Raw genomic sequence first — 21,293 nt, forward strand, 5'->3', positions numbered from 1 at the left:
ATATTTTGTTTCAATATTTCGATTTAAAACCATCTAGTACAAAATCTAAACATGAAATAATCATATTTATTATCTTCTTGAATTATCAAATCTTATTTCAAAAAATAGTTCCACGTGGAACATTTTTTTTAAAAAAATACAATACTGTACCTGATTTTTATAAAGAATACAAAAACAAACCGTTTTAAAAGCTGATTCTGTATACAATTTCTTAATAAAATAACAATAATCAATTACAATACGAATAAATTATTAAATAAAATACATCTTATATTTTTAAAAACTGAATTTTATAACATATATACATTTATCATTTTATAAAATATTCTGATTTATATAAATAGTAATTAATAAAATTGTTCCACGTGGAACATTTTACAATAAAATACATCTACTATACTACTTTAAATTTTAGAAATGAAGTATTGCAATTTTATCAATCTCCGTAGAAATAAAGAAATAACAATATCTACATAAACATATATAAAAGCTACACACCAATATAACGAATCACTATTTTTTAGTATACAGTATTTTAGTACTTCTCAAGAAGTTTAATTAATATAATTAGTTTATTATAGAAAAATAAAAAGAATAATAACAATGTTCCACGTGGAACATATTATGATGAATTATAGTAAAACTAAAAAATATACATAAAAATACCATAACTATTTGATTATTAATAATATACAATAAAATATAAAGATTTTTTAGAAAAAATATATTTTCTAAATCAATAAATAGTACCTTTGTGAGTTAATAGGTTTAATTTAAAATGAATATTCTAAAAGTCAAAGATTACAGTGTTTCAGAAGAAGAATTTCAGTTAATTTACAATCCGGAATTGCAACTTTTTAAAACCTCCCCTACTCCTGAAAATCTTGCTAAGTACTACGAAAGTCAAGAGTATATTTCACATACGGATAGTAAAAAAACGTGGTTTGACAAGTTATATCAGTATGTAAAAATAATAAACTTGCGGAGTAAAATTAATGTGATTTCAGATTATAAAAACGAAAATATACGCTTATTAGATATAGGTGCAGGAACAGCAGATTTTATTTTAGCTTGTAAAAAGATTAAAAAATGGAATGTTGATGGCATCGAACCTAATGAAAAAGCTCGAAAATTAGCAATGCAAAAGGGAATAAATTTATTTGAAAACTACGATTCATTTGAAGAAAATTCATTTGATGTAGTTACTCTTTGGCATGTGTTAGAACATATTCCTGATTTGGAAAAGCAAATCAACCTTATAAACTTACTACTAAAAGAAAATGGAATTTTAATAATAGCTGTACCTAATTTCAATTCATGGGATGCAAAACACTATAAGAATTTCTGGGCAGCATATGACGTACCTCGCCATTTGTGGCATTTCTCAAAAACAAGTATTCAAAAAATTTTCACTGCAAAAGGCTTCGAATTGCTGAAAATAAAACCAATGCTTTACGATTCCTTTTACGTATCAATACTTTCAGAAAAATACAAAACAGGAAAGAAAAATTTTATCAAAGGTTTTTTGAATGGATTATATTCAAATTATTACGGAATGACCAAAAATGAGTATTCTTCACACATTTATATACTCAAAAAATGCAAAAAATCATTTTAAAGCTATTTTATAGCATTTCAGTATACAAAAGGTATATTCATATCACTTTTAAAAGAAAATGAATTTTTGATAGGTTTCTGAAAGTCGATTTTTATAGAAAAAATCTATAATTTTAGAATTTATTATAATTAAAATCTATAGTATAAAAATTTTAATCATTTTTCGTTCATATCAAAAAAAAGACGATTTTTAAAAATAAGAAAGGCTCAGAAAATTCCGAGCCTTTTTAAAGAACGCAATAATTAGGATTTTCAATTTCTATCATCTCTCATTATTTTCCAGATCATCGGTTCTTCTATCTATATCTAACAATAGCTTATAGCAAAAAAGAAATTCAAAACTTTATGAAATAAAAAAGCGAGGACTTTCTTAACTCTTATTTATTTTTAGGAAGCCTCTGGTAAGCCAATAACATATAAATAAGAGAAAAAAGCCCACGCCATATAGCGTGAGCGTTTTTGCTACTTATCCTAATGTATTGTTGAATTTACCAGATTCTCCTAAAATAGAATAGTAAGCTAACGCTTTTATGTACCGTAATTGAGGTGCATAGATAGCATTTTTTTTGAAAATACACAAATTATTTTCAAGTATATTTCAAATAAGAAAAAATGCTACCAAAAATTTAGTGTTTTGACAGCATTTTTTGTTTTATAACATCAGTAATGTGGTTTAAAAAATCACTGATTTTCAGTAAATATTTCGTTTAATTTTTCTTTGCTCTCTGGAAAAATACCTTGTGCCAACAAAAAAACTCCAAAGACTAATAAAATGATACTTATCGTTCTTTTAATTTTATAGATGTGAAAAGCAGTAAGTTTATTTTTTAATTGTTTTGCTATCAATATTTTAAGAATATCTATTATAAAATAAATTACTACAATAGAAGTAAAAAACACTAAAATTCTATTAGTATCCATATCCAATTGAGGAGCAAATACGATGATAATTCCAAGCCAAAAACCGAGTACACCAATATTTATGAAATTCAACAAAAATCCTTTCATGAAAAGAGCTAAATAATTCACTCTCTTGATAGACAAGTTATTATCCGTACTCTCTATTTTATTTTTTTGATGAAAATCTTTTTTGAGTTTTATATAAGAAATTAATCCATAGGAAATCATAATGAGCCCACCGATAATAAACAAAAGTGGGTCATCTTTCACTCGCTGAAGCAAACCACTGGTAGTAAAATAAGCAACCAAAATAAAAACTATATCAGCCAAAATGACGCCTCCATCAAAAGCTACAGCAGCTCTAAATCCCTTAGTTATAGCCGTTTCCAGCAAAACAAAGAAAACAGGACCAATGGTAAAAGCTAATATCACACCCAAAGGCAAAGCAAGTAATACATCTGAAAACATTTAATTTTTTGAGAATTATTTTTGATTAGCTCCTTGAAAATCAAGGAAAAACATTTTAACATACAAAACGACTAACAAAAATAAAGAAAAAAGAAGAAAAAGCAAAAAAATAAGGGAAAAACTTTGTAGCTTCTCCCCTATTCCATTTCGAATTATTCAACTTTATTCAGACTTCGTTTGTATTTATACAAAACGTAAAGAAAAATTAAATTTCCTACCAAATATCCCATCAAAACATAGATATTCCCCACCAATTGGTCTGGAAAAATGAACCAAATCAAAAAGGTAGCCAAGTAGAATATCAAAAAAGACAATCCAAATTTCTTTCTTATCAACTCATTTCTTGTTTCCATAATGGTAAAAATTAATTATTGAAATTCAAGTGAATATATCTAAAATGACGATACACTCGCAAAATTATAACAAAAAAATTCAAATAACAAAATTTTTATACATATTTCTGAAAAAAAAACTATAAAATTCTGATTCATATATTTTTAAATAACGAACTCAATTTTATAAACAGATTCATTTACCAAATTTTTAAGTAATTTTTCGTCATAAAAATTAAGTCGTAAACTTTCCGATGCCGTTGATAACCTAATGGAAACCAATCTTCTACGTTTTTGAAAATACGATTGTTTTATTTTTACTTCCTGAATTTTATCTACTTGTAAATAGGTGGTTGTCAAATCCCAAATACCACTTTTGAGTATAATAAAATCATCTTTCAGGAAAAGTTTTTCATTTCTGTATGAAATATAAATGAGCAACAAAACAACAAAAAATAGAAATATTGGAATATAAGTAAAATGCAATATATCAATAAAATACATAGTTAAAATAATCATCAAAAGAGCAAAAAACAAATACATTGCCCGAATGATAACTTTCCGAAAACTTGGGCGATAAAATTCTTTTACTTCTTCAAAATCCTTATCGTATATAAATCGAAATAATTTTCTCATTTCCAAAGCATTGATACCAGGAATCAGTAAACCTTGTGTCTTTTTCTCTTTGTTTTTGGAAGAATCAATCTGTGAAATTCGTACCTCAAACAAATTCATCAACTTTTGAAAATAATTCTGCTGAAAATGAATCATCTGCACTTTTTTCGGCGGAACTGCTACAATGTGTGAGTTTAAAAGTCCGTATGAAGCTAACAATCGGTTGTTTTTAATTTCTATTTTGTAATTATAATACGTTAATAATGTGCGAATTAAATTAAAAACAATAACAAAAAGTATCAAAATAAACAAGAAAAAAATCCAAAAAAATGTGGCTGAAATTGTATTTGAAAATTCAGATATTTGATTGAAAAAATCGGAACGTTTTTCGTAAAATATATCAGTAATAAAATCAATTATCTGATATGAAAAAGCAAACATTAACGACAATGTGTATAAATAATTTTGTGTAATTCCAATTTTAAATAAAGTTAAAATACTTATTCTCAGTGAAGTAAAATTTTCATTTGTTTCTAAATTTTCATCAGTAACTCTATCTTTTCTAATTTCGGAAAGAATTTGCTTTTCTGTCAAAATATCCTTGATAACCAAAGCCTTATGATAATCTATACCATTAATCGATATTTCTACTTTATCACTTCCTGCCGTGTCTATATCCACTTTGTAAAGTCCTACAATTTTATGTATAAACTTCTGATTTAGATGTACTTCGTGAATTTTATCAAATTTAACCACCGTTTCCGATTTGTTCAACCAACCTTCACGGATAATCAATTCATCTCCAATAATTTGATACGAGAAATATTTGTATTTTATATATTGAAAAATGAAGATAAAAACACTGATTACTAAAAATATACCTAAAAAAATTAAGAAAAATTGAAATTTATCATCAGAATTATTCCCTTTTTTGAAAAGAAATATGGCGAAAACTCCCCAAAAGATTTTGAAATTACTCCAAAAAGCTTTTACCAAAGCCAACCAAAAAGCCTTTTGTGAAAGTTTATTCGGAATTGAAAAATCATAATTCATCTGATTCATTTTCAATAGCTTCTATACGATTTAACAAAAAACTCTTCCAGCGTTCAGCTTCCTGTAAAGACAATCCAGGGATAGAAATATCACCATTGGAAGAAGCCGTATACAGACATAAAGTAGCCATTCCCAAGCGTTTAGCATACCAACCCTGCTTGATAGTAATGTGTTGCAAACGAACATAAGGAATTATCTGTGTTGCCTGAAAAACAATGCCAGATTTATAAATAGCATCGTGCTGACGAAAAGCATATTTTTTATATTTATAACTTATTGAAATATAAATTATTAAAAATAAAAAAATTAGAAAAACAGCAGCAAAAATGTAGTATTTTTCTACCGTATCGAAAATGAAAAATATTCCCAATAAAAATGCTAATCCAATCACTCCAAAAATAAAAGCATTCATCCGAGCTATTTTTTTATAGTCGGAATGTAGATTAGTTAATGATATTTGCTCATAATCAGGAATTTGGTTGATAGTTACTAAATCGTTCATAAGTAAATTTTTTCAGAAAGTAAAGACAAAGGTAAAAAAAATTGCGAGATTATCGTAAAATCTCGCAATTTTTATTATTTATTTTTTAGATAATAATTCTTTGAGAATCAAATCAAAATTATCTGATTTAATAAAATTTTGTTTCTTTTTATTAACTTGAATAACTGTTAAAAATCCCATTTCAGACAAAAGTTTTAAATCAGTTCGTGCAGTGTAATTAGAAACCTGAAATCTTGATTCTACTTCTTTGATAGTCATTATTCTGTCTGAATCATCATTGAATATTTTTAAAATTTCTGCCATTCGCTCATTAACACCATCTATTTTCAAAAATTGAGCAGATTGCATCACTTGTCTCTGTTTTTTAGCAATATATTGCTTCAATTCCTCAAAAGATTTTTCCATTGCCTTTATGTGATAAGTTATAAAATAACTTAAATCATTATTATCTATTTCGGTATATAAGTATGCCTTTTCATATTGATTTTTCGTATTTTTTATTACCTTTGAGATGGTGAGATATTCTGTAAGCCAATACCCTTTTTTTAGCATATACCAATAGAAAATAGCTCTTGCGGTTCGTCCGTTTCCGTCAACAAAAGGATGAATCCACCCTAACATAAAATGTAAAATACAAGCCTTCAAAATAGGATGAATGAAATTTTTATCCTCTTTATTAAAAAAAGTAAACAAATCATCAAGTAAATTAGGAATTTCTGTAAAAAAAGGAGGTGTATGAACTACTTCAGAGTTAGAATAATTGACCACGTAAATATCATTAGTATCTCTTAATTTTCCTTCATACAATTCATTATCTAATGTATCGTTTGTTAACAACTTATGCAGGTACAAAAAATTTTCTAATGAAATTTCTTGTTCCTTATTGGAAACGATATACTTCATAGCCAAAAAGTTATTAAAAATCATCTGTTCAGATTTATTTTTTGGTTTTTTCTGTTGCTGAATCATTTCCTTTGCTTTTTGTCGGGTGGTATTAGCTCCCTCCATTTGGCTACTTGAAATGGATTCTTCAATAAGCGAAGAAATAATAAATTTATTTTTATCGGTATCGGCTATACCTATGTTACTACCCAATATTCCACCAAAATACATATCAAAAAAATGCAAATTTTTTTGTATGTAATCAGTAATAACATACGAAAATTGATAGTTTCCAAATTTTACAAATTTCGACTTGATAAAACGATGTCTCTTGACAAGCTCCCAAAGTTTTTCAGCCGGTAAATTTGTCTTTTTATATTTTACTTTGTCCCAATACAGATAATCGTCTTGTATTTTTTGTAAAATATCTTCATTTTCAGCCTTTAACATTAAATAGATTATTTCTATATCTGTGTTTTCTACATCAAAAAAAGGTGGTTTCTCTAACATAATCTGCCTTTAATAAAGTACAAAAATAATAAAAATTGCGAGATTATCGTAAAATCTCGCAATTTTTATTATTAATTAATTCCTTAGTCAAAAAACTTACTGCACCAACTCAAAATCCAATTGTTTTTTGAGTAAATCAGTATTTTTAACGCGTACAACTACTTCATCTCCAAGTTGATACATATTTTTGGTAACCTCCCCTACCAAAGCGTATTGCTTCTCATCGAAAATATAATAATCGTCCTTAATATCACGGGTTCTGACCAAACCTTCGCATTTGTTTTCCACAATTTCCACATAAATTCCCCATTCGGTAACGCCCGAAATAACACCCGCAAAATGCTGATTCTTATGATTTTCCATATATTTCACCTGCATATACTTAATCGAATCACGCTCGGCAGACGAAGCCAAATTCTCCATTTGGGAAGAATGTTTGCATTTCGTTTCGTAAAGTTCCTGTTTTTCAGAAGGTTGATTGTCCAAATACTTCTGCAACAATCGGTGTACCATCACATCAGGATAACGACGAATGGGCGAAGTAAAATGCGTATAGAAATCAAACGCCAAACCATAATGACCAATATTATCCGTTGAATATGAGGCTTTTGCCATAGAACGAATGGCAAGTGTATCCACCAAATTCTGTTCCTTTTTGCCTTTTACTTCTTCCAAAAGCGAATTCAGCGAGTGGGTAATGCTTTTCTTATCCTTCATATTGATGCCATAACCGAAACGAGAAATCACGCCATTGAGCTGCATCAATTTTTCGTCATCAGGCTCATCGTGAACACGATACACAAAAGTTTTTTTCTGTTTGGCGATGAATTCGGCTACTTTTCGGTTTGCCAAAAGCATAAATTCTTCAATGAGTTTGTTGGCATCTTTACTTTCTTTGAAATATACGTGCGTTGGATTATCGTTTTCATCTAAATGGAATTTTACTTCAATTTTGTCAAAAGAAATCGCTCCTAATCGCATTCGTTTGGTACGCAGTTTTTTAGCCAAATCGTCCATAAGTAAAATGGCTTGAACTACATCTTTTGGAACAGAATAACTTCCTTCTTTACGAATTGAAATTTCAGAAGGCATTTGAAAATCAGATATTTCTACTTTTTCTTGCTTCTCTCCTACTCCTGCAAAATTTTCGATGATTTCTTGAGCTTCCTCATACGCAAAACGATGGCCGGAAAGCGTTACAGTTCGTCCGAACCACGTGTTTAAAATTTCCGCCTTTTTGTTCATCTCAAAAACCGCTGAAAATGTGTACTTTTCTTCATTCGGACGTAACGAACACGCAAAATTAGAAAGCACTTCGGGAAGCATCGGCACTACTCTATCCACCAAATACACGGAAGTGGCTCGATTGTAGGCTTCTTCATCTAAAATAGTTCCTTCTTGGACATAATGCGACACGTCGGCAATGTGTACGCCAATTTCGTAATTTCCGTTTTCCAAAATTTGGAACGAAAGTGCATCATCAAAATCTTTGGCATCTTTCGGATCAATAGTGAAAGTCAGCACGTTACGCATATCACGGCGTTTGGCAATTTCCTCAGCGGTGATGGAGGTATCCAATTGTTTTGCAAAGGCTTCCACTTCGTGCGGAAACTCGTAAGGCAAACCATATTCTGCCAAAATGGAATGCATTTCGGTGGATTGTTCACCAGGTTTTCCAAGAATTTGCTCAATCACCCCGAAAGGCGAATTGGATTTTCCTTCCCATTTTTCGATACGAACGATGACTTTATCGCCGTTTTCAGCTCCGTTAATGTCATTTTTCGACACAAAAATATCAGTGTACATTCGGTGGTCGGTTGGCAAGACGAAAGCAAAATTTTTCTGCATTTGTACCACACCCACAAAACGCATTTTTTTGCGTTCAATAATTTTTGTAACCTCGCCTTCCAATTTATTTCCTTTTCGGAATCGAGGAAAAATATAAACTTCCACCAAATCCCCGTGAAGAGCTTTGTTGAGCATATTGGAAGGAACAAACACATCTGTTTCTAACTCATCTACAATAACATAGGCATTTCCTCGAGAGGTAATATCTACCGTTCCTGTATAGTAATTCTGACTTGGAATGGCTTTGTATTTTCCGCGTTCAACTTCAAGGATTTTCTTTTTTTCTTTGAGTTGTACTAATCTTTTTATGAGTAGATTACGTCCGGAAGCATCAGTAATGTTCAATTTTGCTGCAATTTGTTTGTAGTTAAAACTCTCATTCTGATTGGTTTCCAATACGGAAAAAATACCTTTTGTAAGGTCGTGTTTTTTAGCTTTAGCTGTTTTCTTTTTTTGTTTAGACATAAATAATCAATAATTTTGCTCTTTATAAAATTACGTTCTGTGTTTTAAACAGAATTGATTCCAAAGATAAAAATAAAAATAGAAACTACAATTTTGAAGTTATCTTTAACATATTCTGAATTTTATTTTTTTTTGATGTTTTCAACAATTCAATTTAAAGAATAAAAAAATATTTTTTTTAAATAAAAAATGGGTTATTATTATTATCCTGTTGAAATGCTGAAAAAATAAAATATCTAATATTTGCTTTTTCGAGTATTAGTAGTTTATAAATAGTTATTAACAACTTTTATTTATTTAATTATATTTAAAATCAGCTATTTATATATTATTGTTAATAACTCATTTTTGAAATAAACAACCTTTTTTTGATAAGTTTCAGATTCAAAAATTGTTGATAACTATAGGAAAAGTATGCATATTTTTTCTACAAATAAATTTGTTTTTTTGGGTGGTATAGCTGTATATACAACTTGTGCAAAAAAGCAAATTTTATAATTGATTTTTGTTCTAAAAGTTATTCACATTTAAGAATTTTTTAGCTCTTTCATTATCAATGTTTTTTGAAAAATGACTAACAATTCTATTAAAATCTGTTGAAAGGCTCATTTTTACAGATTTCTTTTCCAATTACTATTTATTAATCAATATGATGCACATTATTTAGCAGAAGAAATAACATCATTTGTGAAGTAAACCCGATAAGCCAACCTATCAATGAACTCAAAAGTGTTTGTGCGGTCAAGTACATACGTGAAGAGGCTACAAAACCACTGATAATTACCCATAAAATGATCAGGTATGTTAAATCCATTTGGTAAAAAATACTTAGAAATACCGTAAAACCTGTAATTCCGCCGATTAGAGTGGTGAAAATACTAATTATAAATTTAAAAAAATGTAATAAAACTACTAAAAAACAGCTTATAGAGAGTTGCATCATATAAAAATACAACATTGGAAAAGAATCTAATGTGGTGATTTTTAGAGCTATGACTAATAAAATACTTATGTATCCGTAGAGCATCCATTTTCTGTTTTCATTTTCAATTTTGAAAGGAGATTTTATCCAATTAAACATATAAATGATTGCATATACTAATGTGGGAGCTACCAAAGAAACGGAAACCAACATTGTCCACATGGATTTAATTTCATCAGCAGGTTGATAGATGGAAGTAGTAAGGAAAAAAATAATACTTCCATATGCTGGAAACCATATCGGGTGGAACAAAAAAGAAACCACCGTTGCAAAATATTTCATTGATTGTAAATTTTTGGTGTAAAATTAGAAAATTTTATTTTGTTTACGAAACTTCGTTAAACATATCTTTGGCTTCGTTCAAAATTTTTACGGGATGAGTTGTTTTAGTGAGTGATGGTTAGTAATTAGGGAATATGTGGTCAGTGGTTGGTGATATATGTTTTTGTATTTGAAATAAGTTAAGAAATGGATAAACGTTAATTATTAGTTAAATTTCAGTATTAAAAACCATCTAAAATTAATTCTTTTTAGCAAAAAATGACCGTTCATACACGATTTTGAACCGTTCATGCATTTTGTTAACAAAAGTTAATATATTTCTCTTTTTAGTGAATTTTTATATCATGATAGGGTGAACAATTTTTCAGTCTGTTAGGTTTATGTCTTTTGGTACTTTGCCAAAGTTTTTAAGACTTTGGCAAAGTACTTTTGAAAATAATCTTAGGACGAGACAATCAGTTCTTAATTGTTAATTCGTCATTAACAACCACATCTTTTCCGTTGATGTTCAGTTGTAAAGATGTTCCTTCGAGCGAAAGTTTTGTTTCTTTTGGTGACACTGAAACTTTAAGGATTTGTCCTCGGAAATTCACTTTAAACGAATAACTTTTCCATTGCGATGGAATTTGCGGATTCAGATGTAACATTCCGTTTCGCATACGCAAACCGCCAAAGCCTTCCACGATGCTCATCCACGTTCCTGCCATTGAGGTAATGTGCAATCCTTCGTGAACTTCTTTGTTGTAATCGTCCAAATCGAGGCGAGAAGTACGCAAATAGAACGTGTAAGCGTGTTCCATTCTTCCCAAAGAAGCCGCCAAAATGCTATGTACGCACGGAGAAAGTGACGATTCGTGTACCGTGAAAGGTTCGTAAAAATCGTAATGACGAGCCAATTCTTCCTTCGTGAAATGGTCTTCAAAGAAATAGAATCCTTGCAATGTATCAGCTTGTTTGATGTAAGGTGAACGCAAAATCCTGTCCCACGACCAATGCTGATTGATAGGACGTTCTTTTTTATCCAACTCTGCCACTGTGATGAGTTCTTTATCCAAAAAGCCATCTTGTTGCAGATAAATATTCAATTCTTCCGAATACGGATAATACATATTTTCGGCAACCGCTAACCATTGCTCTATTTCGTTTTCGGAAAGATTGGTTTTCTTCCAAACTCGCTCAAAATCATCACTATAAGAAGTTTTCACTTTATCCAAACATTCCTTAGCATATTTGATACACCATTGAGCGATGTAGTTCGTATAGAAATTGTTATTGATATTATTTTCGTATTCATTAGGCCCTGTTACTCCGAGAATTACGTATTTATTCTTATCCTTTGAAAAGGTCGCTCTTTGGTGCCAGAAACGTGCAATTCCGATAAGTACTTCCAAGCCCATTTCAGGAACGTACGCAAAGTCATTCGTGTAACGCACATAATTGTAAATCGCAAACGCAATAGCTCCGTTGCGGTGGATTTCCTCAAAGGTGATTTCCCATTCGTTATGACATTCTTCGCCATTCATCGTTACCATTGGGTAGAGTGCTGCTCCGTTTTTGAAACCTAATTTTTCAGCATTTTCGATAGCTTTCCCCAATTGGTCATATCTATATTTCAACAAATTACGAGCCACTTCGGCGTTTTTAGTCGCCATATAGAAAGGCAAACAATAGGCTTCGGTATCCCAATAGGTACTTCCTCCATATTTTTCACCTGTAAATCCTTTCGGACCAATATTCAAACGAGCATCTTTACCCGAATACGTTTGATTCAATTGGAAAATATTGAAACGAATTGCTTGTTGTGCTTTTACATCGCCTTCGATAGTGATATCCGCCATTTGCCAAACCTCAGCCCAATCTTCTTTCTGTTTTTTCAATAATTCGTTGAAGCCTAAAGCAGTAATTTTCAGCAATAATTGTTCCGTTTCTTCAATCAATTTTTCTTTCGGGTGATTAAATGAAGTTACATATCCTGCGTACTTTTCAAATTGAGCGGTTTGATTCTTCTCTGCCGAAGTTTCATATACGAAACCGATGTAGTTCTCTTTTTGATTTACCTTTTGAATGTTAGAAACTACGCCATTTACTTCCAACCGATTTTCCATAAAGGTACAAACACGAAAGGCTGTCTTCTTGGTTTCCGCTACGATAAAACCTCTGTTTCCTACTTGCTTGACATCGAGTGTATTCCAGAATTTTTCTTCCCAGTTTGTATCGTGATTTTCAATAGAGCTATCCAAATACGACTCAAACGTAATAGTAGCTTTTTCGGTAAGAGAAGTAACCTCATAACGAATTACACCCACTTCATCGTATTGCAATGAAAGAAAACGAGTTACGTTGACCTGAATTTCCATTCCGCTTGGGAGTGTCGCCACAAACGAACGCGTGTAAACACCCTCTTTCATATTTAGTACGCGTTTGAAATTTCTGACCGATTTGCACGTATTCAAATCCAATTCCTCTCCGTTGACTTTCACACGAATACCTATCCAACTTGGAGCGTTTAACACTTTGGCAAAATACTCCGGATAGCCGTTTTTCCACCAACCTACTTTGGTTTTGTCGGGATAATAGATACCTCCGATATAACTTCCTTGAAAGGTTTTTCCTGAGTAATGTTCCTCGAAATTAGCACGTTGCCCCATCGCTCCGTTACCCAAACTGAACAAACTCTCGGACTGCATAACGCGGTCTTTTTCAAATCCTTCTTCTATGATGCACCAATTATCCGGCACGATATAATCTTGATTCATTCTATGTATGATTTTATTTTTTTAATATTGTAAAAAAGATGACTATAATTTATTATTTTCCACTACTTCTATCAATTATGGAATGATAATTTTTTGAGAAATAAATCTGTGTTTATCCCAAATCAAATACCATAATGTATTCCTCCTCGTTTTCTTTAACAATACGAAAACCCATTTTTAAGTACATTTCGGAGGCGTAATTAGCTTTTTGTACCGAAAGAGAGGCTTTTTTATAACCTTCGGTTGCGAGTTTATCCAACAAATATCTAAACAATTTTGTTCCAATTCCTTGACTTCGATATTCCGAATAAAGCGAAATAGAAAGTGAGGGCGTTTGGTCGTCAATATGTCCGTAATCGTTGATAATTCTTGCCCACGCCGCACCAATTATCCGTTCCGAAGCTGTTGCTACTACGGCTACATCACCTTTTTGTGAGCCAAAATCAGCAAAATAGATGCGTAGTTCGGGGTGAAAGACAATGTCACGCGGTGGCGGTGCAACGCCTTCAGGTAAAAATATGGCTTCGTACAAAAAATCCTGCAATAATGAATACTCACTCGGATTCATCGGACGTATATTTATTACTTCTTCCATAAAAATAAATATTTTATTATTTTCTATTTAGAAATAATCATCACAAACGTACATTCACAAAATTTCTAAACAAAACTCATTAAGCACAATATTATTTTTTATCAGTTATGAAGTCATAATTTGCTAAACGATGTTACTTTCTATCTGTTATGAAGTCATAACTTACCAAACGATGTTACTTTCTATCAATTATGAACTCATAATTTGCAAAACGATGTTACTTTCTATCTGTTATGAACTCATAATTTGCCAAACGATATTACTTTCTGTCAATTATGAAATCATTATTTAGCAGAAGGAAAAGAAACTTATCATTTCCTTATTGATTTAAAATCGCATCAAAACCAGAAAAAACCTCATCGGCTTGATGTAGCACGTCTGCACTTCCAATTCCGATAGCTTTCATTCCTGCCGTTTTGGCCGCTTGAACTCCTGCTTCCGAATCTTCAAAAACCACGCAATCTTCATTTTGCACACCTAATTTTTGAGCTGCAATCACAAAAACTTCGGGGTCGGGTTTGGCTTTGCTAACGTCATTTCCATCAACAATGGCATCAAAATACGAAATGATTCCGAGCTTTTGCAAAATCGGACGAGCATTTTTACTTGCCGATCCCAAAGCAATCTTTATATTTTTTTGCTTCGCCTGTTCCAAAAATGTTTTTACCCCAGGTAAGATATCGTTTTCGTTCATTTGAGCTACGTAGCTTAAATAGTCTTCATTTTTACGTGTTGCTAACTCGTTAAATTTTTCTTCGGAAACAGAAACACCTGCCCAATTCAATATTTTTTGAAGCGAATCAACACGGCTTACGCCCTTAAGCTGTTCGTTGAGTTCGTGTGTGAGTTCAAACCCAAATTCTTGTCCAATTTTCTTCCACGCTATAAAGTGAAATTTTGCTGTATCGACAATAACGCCATCTAAATCAAATATATATGCTTTCATTTTAAGTATAAATTTAAAAGTTTTAAGAAACAAGTACCGAGTTACAAGGATAAAGTATAAAGTACAAAAAAACAAGTTACAAGTACTATCTGCTAATTGCTAATCACTATTTGCTAACTACTAACCACTATTTACTAATCACTAATCCCTATTGCCTATTTTCTATTGCCTACTTTATAGAATCTTTCACTCCAAGAGTCAAAAATCCTGATAAAATCATCGCTACACCTCCTACAACTAACGCATATACAGGTTCGTTGTTAAACAAATTGTGTACGATAACTCCCAAAATTGTTGCGGCAACTATCTGTGGAAGTACAATAAAAAAGTTAAATACCCCCATATAATACCCCATTTTATCCGAAGGCAATGCCCCAGAAAGAATTGCGTACGGCATTGAAAGGATACTCGCCCAAGCAATTCCTACACCAACCATCGAAACGATAAGCATATTCGGGTCACTTATAAAATACACCGAAATAAGCCCTAATCCTCCCAATAACAAGCAGATAAAGTGAGCAACCTTACGGCTAGTAGCTTTTGCCAAAACAGGGAGTAAAAATGCCACCAATGCCGCTACCCCGTTGTACACAGCGAAAAGCAACGTAACCCAATCTGCCCCTTCGTTGTACAAAGGTGATGAAGTATCCGTAGTTCCATAGATACGCCCCGTTACTGTTGCCGTAGTGTAAATCCACATTGCAAAAAGCGAAAACCACGAAAAGAACTGAACCAAAGCCAGTTGCTTCATCGTTTTGGGCATATAAAGCATATCGGTAGTGATAGAAATAAAGCCATTCTCTTTCACCTTTCTTTTATGTAAATAAGACGTAAATAAGAACGAAAATCCTAACATTGCCAGTCCGATAGCCAAAATGTACAACTCTTTTTCCATTTTGAAAAAATAAAGAAAAACTGTTGAAATAACCCCCACAACAGCAAAAATTGCTCCGTAAAAGTTTAGTTTTTTTGCTTTTTCTTCAGAAGAAACTTCGTTTTTGTAGGTATTGACATCTTTTTTTTCAAAGGCTTCCAGCTCGGCAGGAGAATATTCTTTAGAAGAGAAAACCGTCCATAGTACGGCCACCAGAAAAACGATAGCTCCTGCATAGAATGACCATTTTACCGAATCGGGAATGACCCCTTCGGGAGCTGTATTGCTGATTCCCAGATAATTCGTATAAATATAAGGCAAGGCTGAACCTACCACCGCTCCCACTCCGATGAAGAAACTTTGCATTGCGAATCCAGTAGTACGCTGTTCATCAGGCAGATTATCCCCTACGAAAGCACGGAAAGGTTCCATTGAAATATTGATGGAGGCATCCATAATCCAGAGCGTTCCAGCGGCAATCCACAATGAAGGCGAATTCGGCATAATACACAATGCGATAGAAGAGAGAATCGCACCGATTAAAAAATACGGACGACGGCGACCCAATCGCGTCCACGTTCGATCGCTCATATATCCAATAATAGGCTGAATAATTAGCCCAGTAACGGGAGCAGCAATCCACAAAATTGGGATATCTTCAACTTTGGCTCCTAACGTTTCAAAAATACGAGATGTATTGGCATTCTGTAAGGCAAACCCAAATTGGATACCCAAAAAACCAAAACTCATATTCCATATTTCCCAAAAACTTAATCTTCGTTTTTCCATTGTGAAAAAAATGTTTACTTATGAAGTTAATTACGGAGATAATTGCAAATTACGAATTTAAAATTACGATTTACGAATATTTCCCGTAATTTGTAATTAATCTCTTACAGAGTCAATTACGAATTTGAAATTACGACTTACGAACATTTCTGGTAATTTGTAATTAACCTCTTACAGAGTCAATTACGAATTTAAAATTACGATTTACGAATATTCCCCGTAATTCGTAATTAACTATCGTAATTTGTAATTAATCTCTTACAGAGTCAATTACGAATTTAAAATTACGATTTACGAACATTCCCCGTAATTCGTAATTAACTATCGTAATTTGTAATTAACCTCTTACAGAGTCAATTACGAATTTAAAATTACGATTTACGAATATTCCCCGTAATTTGTAATTAACCATCGTAATTTGTAATTAAACTCTAATATAGTTTTTTTGAGAAGTATGAATTGTTGAGGCAAATGTAATAGTTTTTTTATGGATACACAAAAATAAACCACATTTTTTCTTTCAAAAGTTGTATTTCACCAATGTGCCTATTTTTTTAGTTTAAAAAGAATGATTATTCGGTGTAATTTTTCAGAAAGTATAGCACTACATCTTGTTTATAAAAAGGGAATTTTGACATTTGATTTTATACGGTTTAATCTTGATATTCTATTTCTATTCCAAAGTTAAAGCATTGTTCACGGATTTCGCTATAAAACATCTCTCTCCACGTATTACAATATTTGTCGAAATCATAACTGTATTCACGAAATTTAGATGATTTTCTAATAGCAACCGCATCAAATCGTGGAGGGTTTATTCGTTTTGCTATATAAAATTCGGTAGCATAGACCGAAACCATCACACAAATTCCTTCTTTTGGAAATTCAAGAATCATGGACTTATCCACTTCAATTTCAACACGTTCACCAACTCGTTTACCTACCACCCAATCTTCTGTTCGGATTTTTTCATTTGGTAGATTAGCTATTGTATCATAACTCATTAAATTAACACGAAATGGAATATATAGCGTATCTCCTTCTATTTGTTTATCACGAGATTCTAAAATAATTTTTTTTATAAAGGCTTTTTTATTAGGTTTTTCATTTGGTATATATACAGCTTTCGATTCATACACCGTTGGAAGAAATGAATATTCAATGCGATTTGAACCATGTGTGTAAATCAATTGTATATCAGCTTTTTCCATAATTGTATTCAAAAGTGATTTTTCTGGCAACAATGTTTTTCTCTTTCGCTTTTTAGGGCTTGAAACTTCCACTTCACTCAATACAAAGGTATTTTCTTCTAATACGATTTGTTTATTTTCTGGGAGTTCAATCCTTTTTAAGGTTTTTGTTTGAAAAGAAATATGCTGAATTTCTAATTTTTCAAACGGTTTTTGTGGTATATTAAACTTCCCTTTTTCATCTGAATAGGCAAAAAATACATCATCTAAGAATAAATGAGCATAAGAAACAGCAATCCCTTGTTTGTCCAAAAGCGTGTATTCTTGTGAAAAACTGATGTTTACGAAAATTAAAAACAAAAGATAGATTTTTTTCATACGGTTTATTTTTCGGTTTCTATATCCATACAGAAAATGTAAGGTTGTTTTTCCCAACGTACCTTGCTATGGATATTCCTGCTTAGGAATGATTTTTTTCCACCTTTGGAAGGTTCCATTTTTAATGTTGGTACAGGCTCTATTACCGAACCGCTACGGGTGTAATACAAATTTTTGTCATAATATGATTTGTCCAAGGTTTCCAAAACCACATAAATTCCCTCTTTTGGCATTGTGATGTTTTCGTTGCTAATGTCAATAATTGTCCATTTTTTGTTATCTTTCCTACGAATGACCTCACTTTGGAAAATGACTTTATAGGGCAAACTCGTTAGCGTATCCACCGAATGTAAATTGGCTTTAAAAGGTTGATATTTTAATCCTTTAACTCCATTAAAATCAGCTAATCTGTATTTTAATTTTGTGATTTTCTTTCTTTTATTTTTAAAGGTCGCAGGAATGAACGTTACCGCATAGCTATTCATGTTGAGGTTTGTGCTAAACCCAAATGGTAGCCATTCTTTTTTTTCATTGTGAGTTACTGTAACATCGTCCAGTTTGTAAACTTTTCTTTCCAAAAAATATTTCTTTTCTGACACATTTTCGATTTGAAAATCAATATACCCTAAATGGGTGAAAATCAACTTGGTTTTGGATAAACTACTTGGAATCTGCAAGTTAAAATATCCATTTTCATCGGTTTTGGCGGTGGCGATGTTTTTTCCATCGACTTGAAGCAATACATAAGTATCGGCTATTGGTTGCCCATTTTTCTTGTCCAACACTTGAGTTTGAGCGTTAATATTTGGAAAAATAGCGATTAGAAAAATTGTTAATATATATTTCATTGTTAAACTTCTTATTTTTACTTATTCCAACAATTCCTCCAACTCTTTTTGAATTTCTTGTGAATCAGGTTGTGGAGCGTTTTTGTGTACTAACTTTCCTTGTTTGTCGAAAAGCAAATAACGTGGTATGGAACGCAGATTCAACTCTTTATAAAAATTAGCTTTTGGATAATTCACTGCAAACAGATTATTTCCGTCTATTGCCAATTGTTCTTCGGCTACTACTTTTTGCCATTTGTCAAAATCTGTGTCAATGGAAATATAAACAAAAACCACTTTATCACCATATTTGTGATGCAATTTTTTAGAAAAAGGCATTTGTTTTCGACAGGGGATACACCAACTCGCCCAAAAATCCACGTACACTACTTTCCCTTGATTGGCTTCTAAAAGTTTAGATAGAGTGGTTGTTTGTTTTTGATAATCAATGAAATGTATGTTATTTTTATCTGTAATTAACTCATCAAAATCAAGTAAAAAACTATTTTTTAATTCTGTGATTAGCAACGAATCTTTTGTGACCTTATTGAATTTATCCAATCGAAGTTTAATGTCAGTAAATGAGGTTTTATGTTGCATATTTTTTAAAGACTCATAAAGCAAAAACTCTTTTACGTTTTCTCCGTAGAAATTAGAATCGTAAACCGCATCAAACATAGACAAAGGTTCATAGAACACCTCATAATCACTTGATGTGAGTTTAATGGTAAATTTCTTTGCTGTAAAAGATTTTACATAAGATTGGTAAGCTCTAATTCCTATAATTGAATCGTGTTTTAGATGACTTTCATCATTGATGTCAATATTTTTTGTTTTATGTGAATAGAAATAAGACAATTTTCTTGCATCATAAATAAAAGAGGTTACCAGATTTTGAGCAAATAAAGAATCTAATTTTCGTTCGTTTTCTACTAAGCGTAAACTATCCTTTAAGTGATTTGCTTTTCTTTGTTGTTTATCATTTGAAAACATTACTTGTATGTCAATAGAATCTTTAACATAAATCGGTTCTATATCACCTTGTAAGGCATTTTTGCTTTGATAATATTCTTTGATGTTACGTAAATTTGAAAAATCAACAACAAGTGTATCTCCTGCTTTTAAGTAATAGGTATTACTTATAAAAGGTGAATGTGTTACCTTAGCAATCATTACTTTACTTTCGTTAGTTATTGATATTGTATCTGAATCACCTTTAAAATTTGTATATTTTTGCCTGATAAATGAATTAGGATTAATCACTTCAACAGGAGCATCCAAAGTCAATGTGTAATGGTATTTACTAAAATAATATTTTTCTGTTGGATGAAATTTTTTTAGAATTAAAACTGAACTATTTGTTTTAATTTGTTCCGCAATGGAATTGTTTTGATCACTACAAGAAATTAATATTATCAACGAAATAAATACAATAAATTTTTTCATAAATATAAATTTTAGGAAAAAGCTATTTATATTTTTTTGAGTTCCATACTTAACTACATATCAAATTTCTATGATAGACAGGCTCGGTGTCAATCATTCGTTTGATGAGGTTGTTGAATATATTATTTTTGGATTCAGAACGATTAATTTGGTATGAAAATTCAGTCAAATATCTATCCATATTGAAATCTGAAACTCGGCAATAAATGGCTCTCAACCAACTTTTTACTTGGTATATTATGGTATGTAAAATAGGAAAATTCATCCCTTTATTACTCGGTATTTGTTTGATATTGAAATCTTTAATAGGTCTGTAACCTTTCCAATCATCAGTGGTTACTTGGGCTGATTTGTCAATATATTTATTAAAAATAGTTCGCAATAATTTAGCAGAATAATCTTCTATTTTGTTGGCATATAATCGTTTAACCTTTCTGTCATCGGTCAGTTCGATCCCACAAACTATCTTCTTTTTCTTTGAGTCGTAGCTTTGTCCTTGTTTGCCTTCTTCTTTTCCTCCACTTGAACTTTACCTTTCATTTTATGTAATTCATTGGATTTCATCGCTTCACGAACTTTGTGCATAAACAATTGAGCCGTATCTTCGGTAATTGCGTAACGAACAGACATTTGTAATACAGTGGTTGCACGCATTTGACTTCGTCGAATCTTCGATTTCAAAACAAATAAAAAAGCATTACGAAGTCCGAATTTTACTTTGTGAAAAAGTGTTCCTGCCGTAGGGCTTTCTGTATCAGAACGAATGTTACAAGTTCTTGAAAAATCCTTACGAATTTAGCTTTTTGTATGCCCACATCTACGACATACGAAGCCTTTTTCCCACTTGCAATGAGCTAAATATTTTTCACAATCCAAGTCAGTTTTGAAGCGTTAAGGGAATTCTAAAAGATTTTGACCTTTAAAAATTTCCATAACTAACTGATTTTATGAGTTACAAAAATATGAAAATATAGAGGAACTCAAAAAGTTTTTTTCAAAAAACCTTAAATTTGATTGTCTAACAAACATTTCAAAT

The 21,293-nt window shown here is 31.4% G+C and carries 15 protein-coding genes and 1 pseudogene; 1 reads left to right on the forward strand and 15 read right to left on the reverse strand.

Annotated features, from left to right (window positions below):
* Positions 1-778 precede the first annotated feature (778 nt).
* A complete protein-coding gene (locus ACF3OB_RS06255; protein WP_095912116.1) occupies positions 779-1,618 on the forward strand; it encodes a class I SAM-dependent methyltransferase in 840 nt (279 codons plus the stop codon).
* A 680-nt stretch (positions 1,619-2,298) separates the two neighbouring features.
* On the opposite strand, the gene ACF3OB_RS06260 is transcribed toward ACF3OB_RS06255, so the two are convergent.
* The 15 genes and pseudogenes from ACF3OB_RS06260 to ACF3OB_RS06330 form a co-directional block, all read right to left on the reverse strand.
* On the reverse strand, positions 2,299-2,985 hold the full coding sequence (locus tag ACF3OB_RS06260) for a LysE family translocator (protein WP_042005761.1): 687 nt from the start codon (positions 2,983-2,985) through the stop codon (positions 2,299-2,301).
* A 152-nt stretch (positions 2,986-3,137) separates the two neighbouring features.
* A complete protein-coding gene (locus ACF3OB_RS06265; protein ID WP_095912115.1) occupies positions 3,138-3,338 on the reverse strand; it encodes a hypothetical protein in 201 nt (66 codons plus the stop codon).
* Positions 3,339-3,482: 144 nt separating this feature from the next.
* A complete protein-coding gene (locus ACF3OB_RS06270; protein WP_392447109.1) occupies positions 3,483-4,994 on the reverse strand; it encodes a PH domain-containing protein in 1,512 nt (503 codons plus the stop codon).
* A complete protein-coding gene (locus ACF3OB_RS06275) occupies positions 4,975-5,487 on the reverse strand; it encodes a PH domain-containing protein (protein WP_392447111.1) in 513 nt (170 codons plus the stop codon). Before ACF3OB_RS06275 ends, ACF3OB_RS06270 begins: the two co-directional genes overlap by 20 nt.
* Positions 5,488-5,565: 78 nt before the next feature.
* Complete coding sequence (locus ACF3OB_RS06280; protein ID WP_392447113.1) at positions 5,566-6,879, reverse strand: Fic family protein; 1,314 nt, start codon at positions 6,877-6,879, stop codon at positions 5,566-5,568.
* Positions 6,880-6,975: 96 nt separating this feature from the next.
* Positions 6,976-9,192 (reverse strand): ribonuclease R, encoded by a 2,217-nt coding sequence (gene rnr, locus ACF3OB_RS06285; protein WP_392447115.1) that lies wholly within the window; start codon positions 9,190-9,192, stop codon positions 6,976-6,978.
* Positions 9,193-9,832: 640 nt separating this feature from the next.
* Positions 9,833-10,456, reverse strand: a complete 624-nt coding sequence (locus ACF3OB_RS06290) for a hypothetical protein (RefSeq protein WP_232751795.1) — start codon at positions 10,454-10,456, stop codon at positions 9,833-9,835.
* Positions 10,457-10,911: 455 nt separating this feature from the next.
* Positions 10,912-13,212, reverse strand: a complete 2,301-nt coding sequence (locus ACF3OB_RS06295) for a glycoside hydrolase family 65 protein (RefSeq protein WP_392447117.1) — start codon at positions 13,210-13,212, stop codon at positions 10,912-10,914.
* Positions 13,213-13,324: 112 nt separating this feature from the next.
* Positions 13,325-13,807, reverse strand: a complete 483-nt coding sequence (locus ACF3OB_RS06300; RefSeq protein WP_392447119.1) for a GNAT family N-acetyltransferase — start codon at positions 13,805-13,807, stop codon at positions 13,325-13,327.
* A gap of 319 nt (positions 13,808-14,126) precedes the next feature.
* The gene (gene pgmB / locus ACF3OB_RS06305; RefSeq protein WP_095912108.1) at positions 14,127-14,753 is read right to left on the reverse strand and encodes a beta-phosphoglucomutase; all 627 of its coding nucleotides are present in this window, start codon (positions 14,751-14,753) and stop codon (positions 14,127-14,129) included.
* 169 nt (positions 14,754-14,922) lie between these two features.
* Positions 14,923-16,416: an MFS transporter gene (locus ACF3OB_RS06310; RefSeq protein WP_392447121.1), complete on the reverse strand. Its 1,494-nt coding sequence runs from the start codon at positions 16,414-16,416 to the stop codon at positions 14,923-14,925.
* Positions 16,417-17,069: 653 nt separating this feature from the next.
* Entirely contained in the window at positions 17,070-17,984 is a 915-nt protein-coding gene (locus tag ACF3OB_RS06315) for a hypothetical protein (protein ID WP_392447123.1), read from the reverse strand.
* Between the two features lie 5 nt (positions 17,985-17,989).
* Positions 17,990-18,832 (reverse strand): hypothetical protein, encoded by an 843-nt coding sequence (locus tag ACF3OB_RS06320; protein WP_392419857.1) that lies wholly within the window; start codon positions 18,830-18,832, stop codon positions 17,990-17,992.
* Positions 18,833-18,853: 21 nt separating this feature from the next.
* Entirely contained in the window at positions 18,854-20,257 is a 1,404-nt protein-coding gene (locus ACF3OB_RS06325; RefSeq protein WP_392447125.1) for a TlpA family protein disulfide reductase, read from the reverse strand.
* Between the two features lie 49 nt (positions 20,258-20,306).
* A pseudogene (locus ACF3OB_RS06330) lies at positions 20,307-21,133 on the reverse strand (IS1595 family transposase).
* Positions 21,134-21,293: the final 160 nt, after the last annotated feature.

Origin of the sequence: Capnocytophaga canis (genome assembly GCF_043187445.1) — a bacterium.
Classification (GTDB): Bacteria; Bacteroidota; Bacteroidia; order Flavobacteriales; family Flavobacteriaceae; genus Capnocytophaga; species Capnocytophaga canis.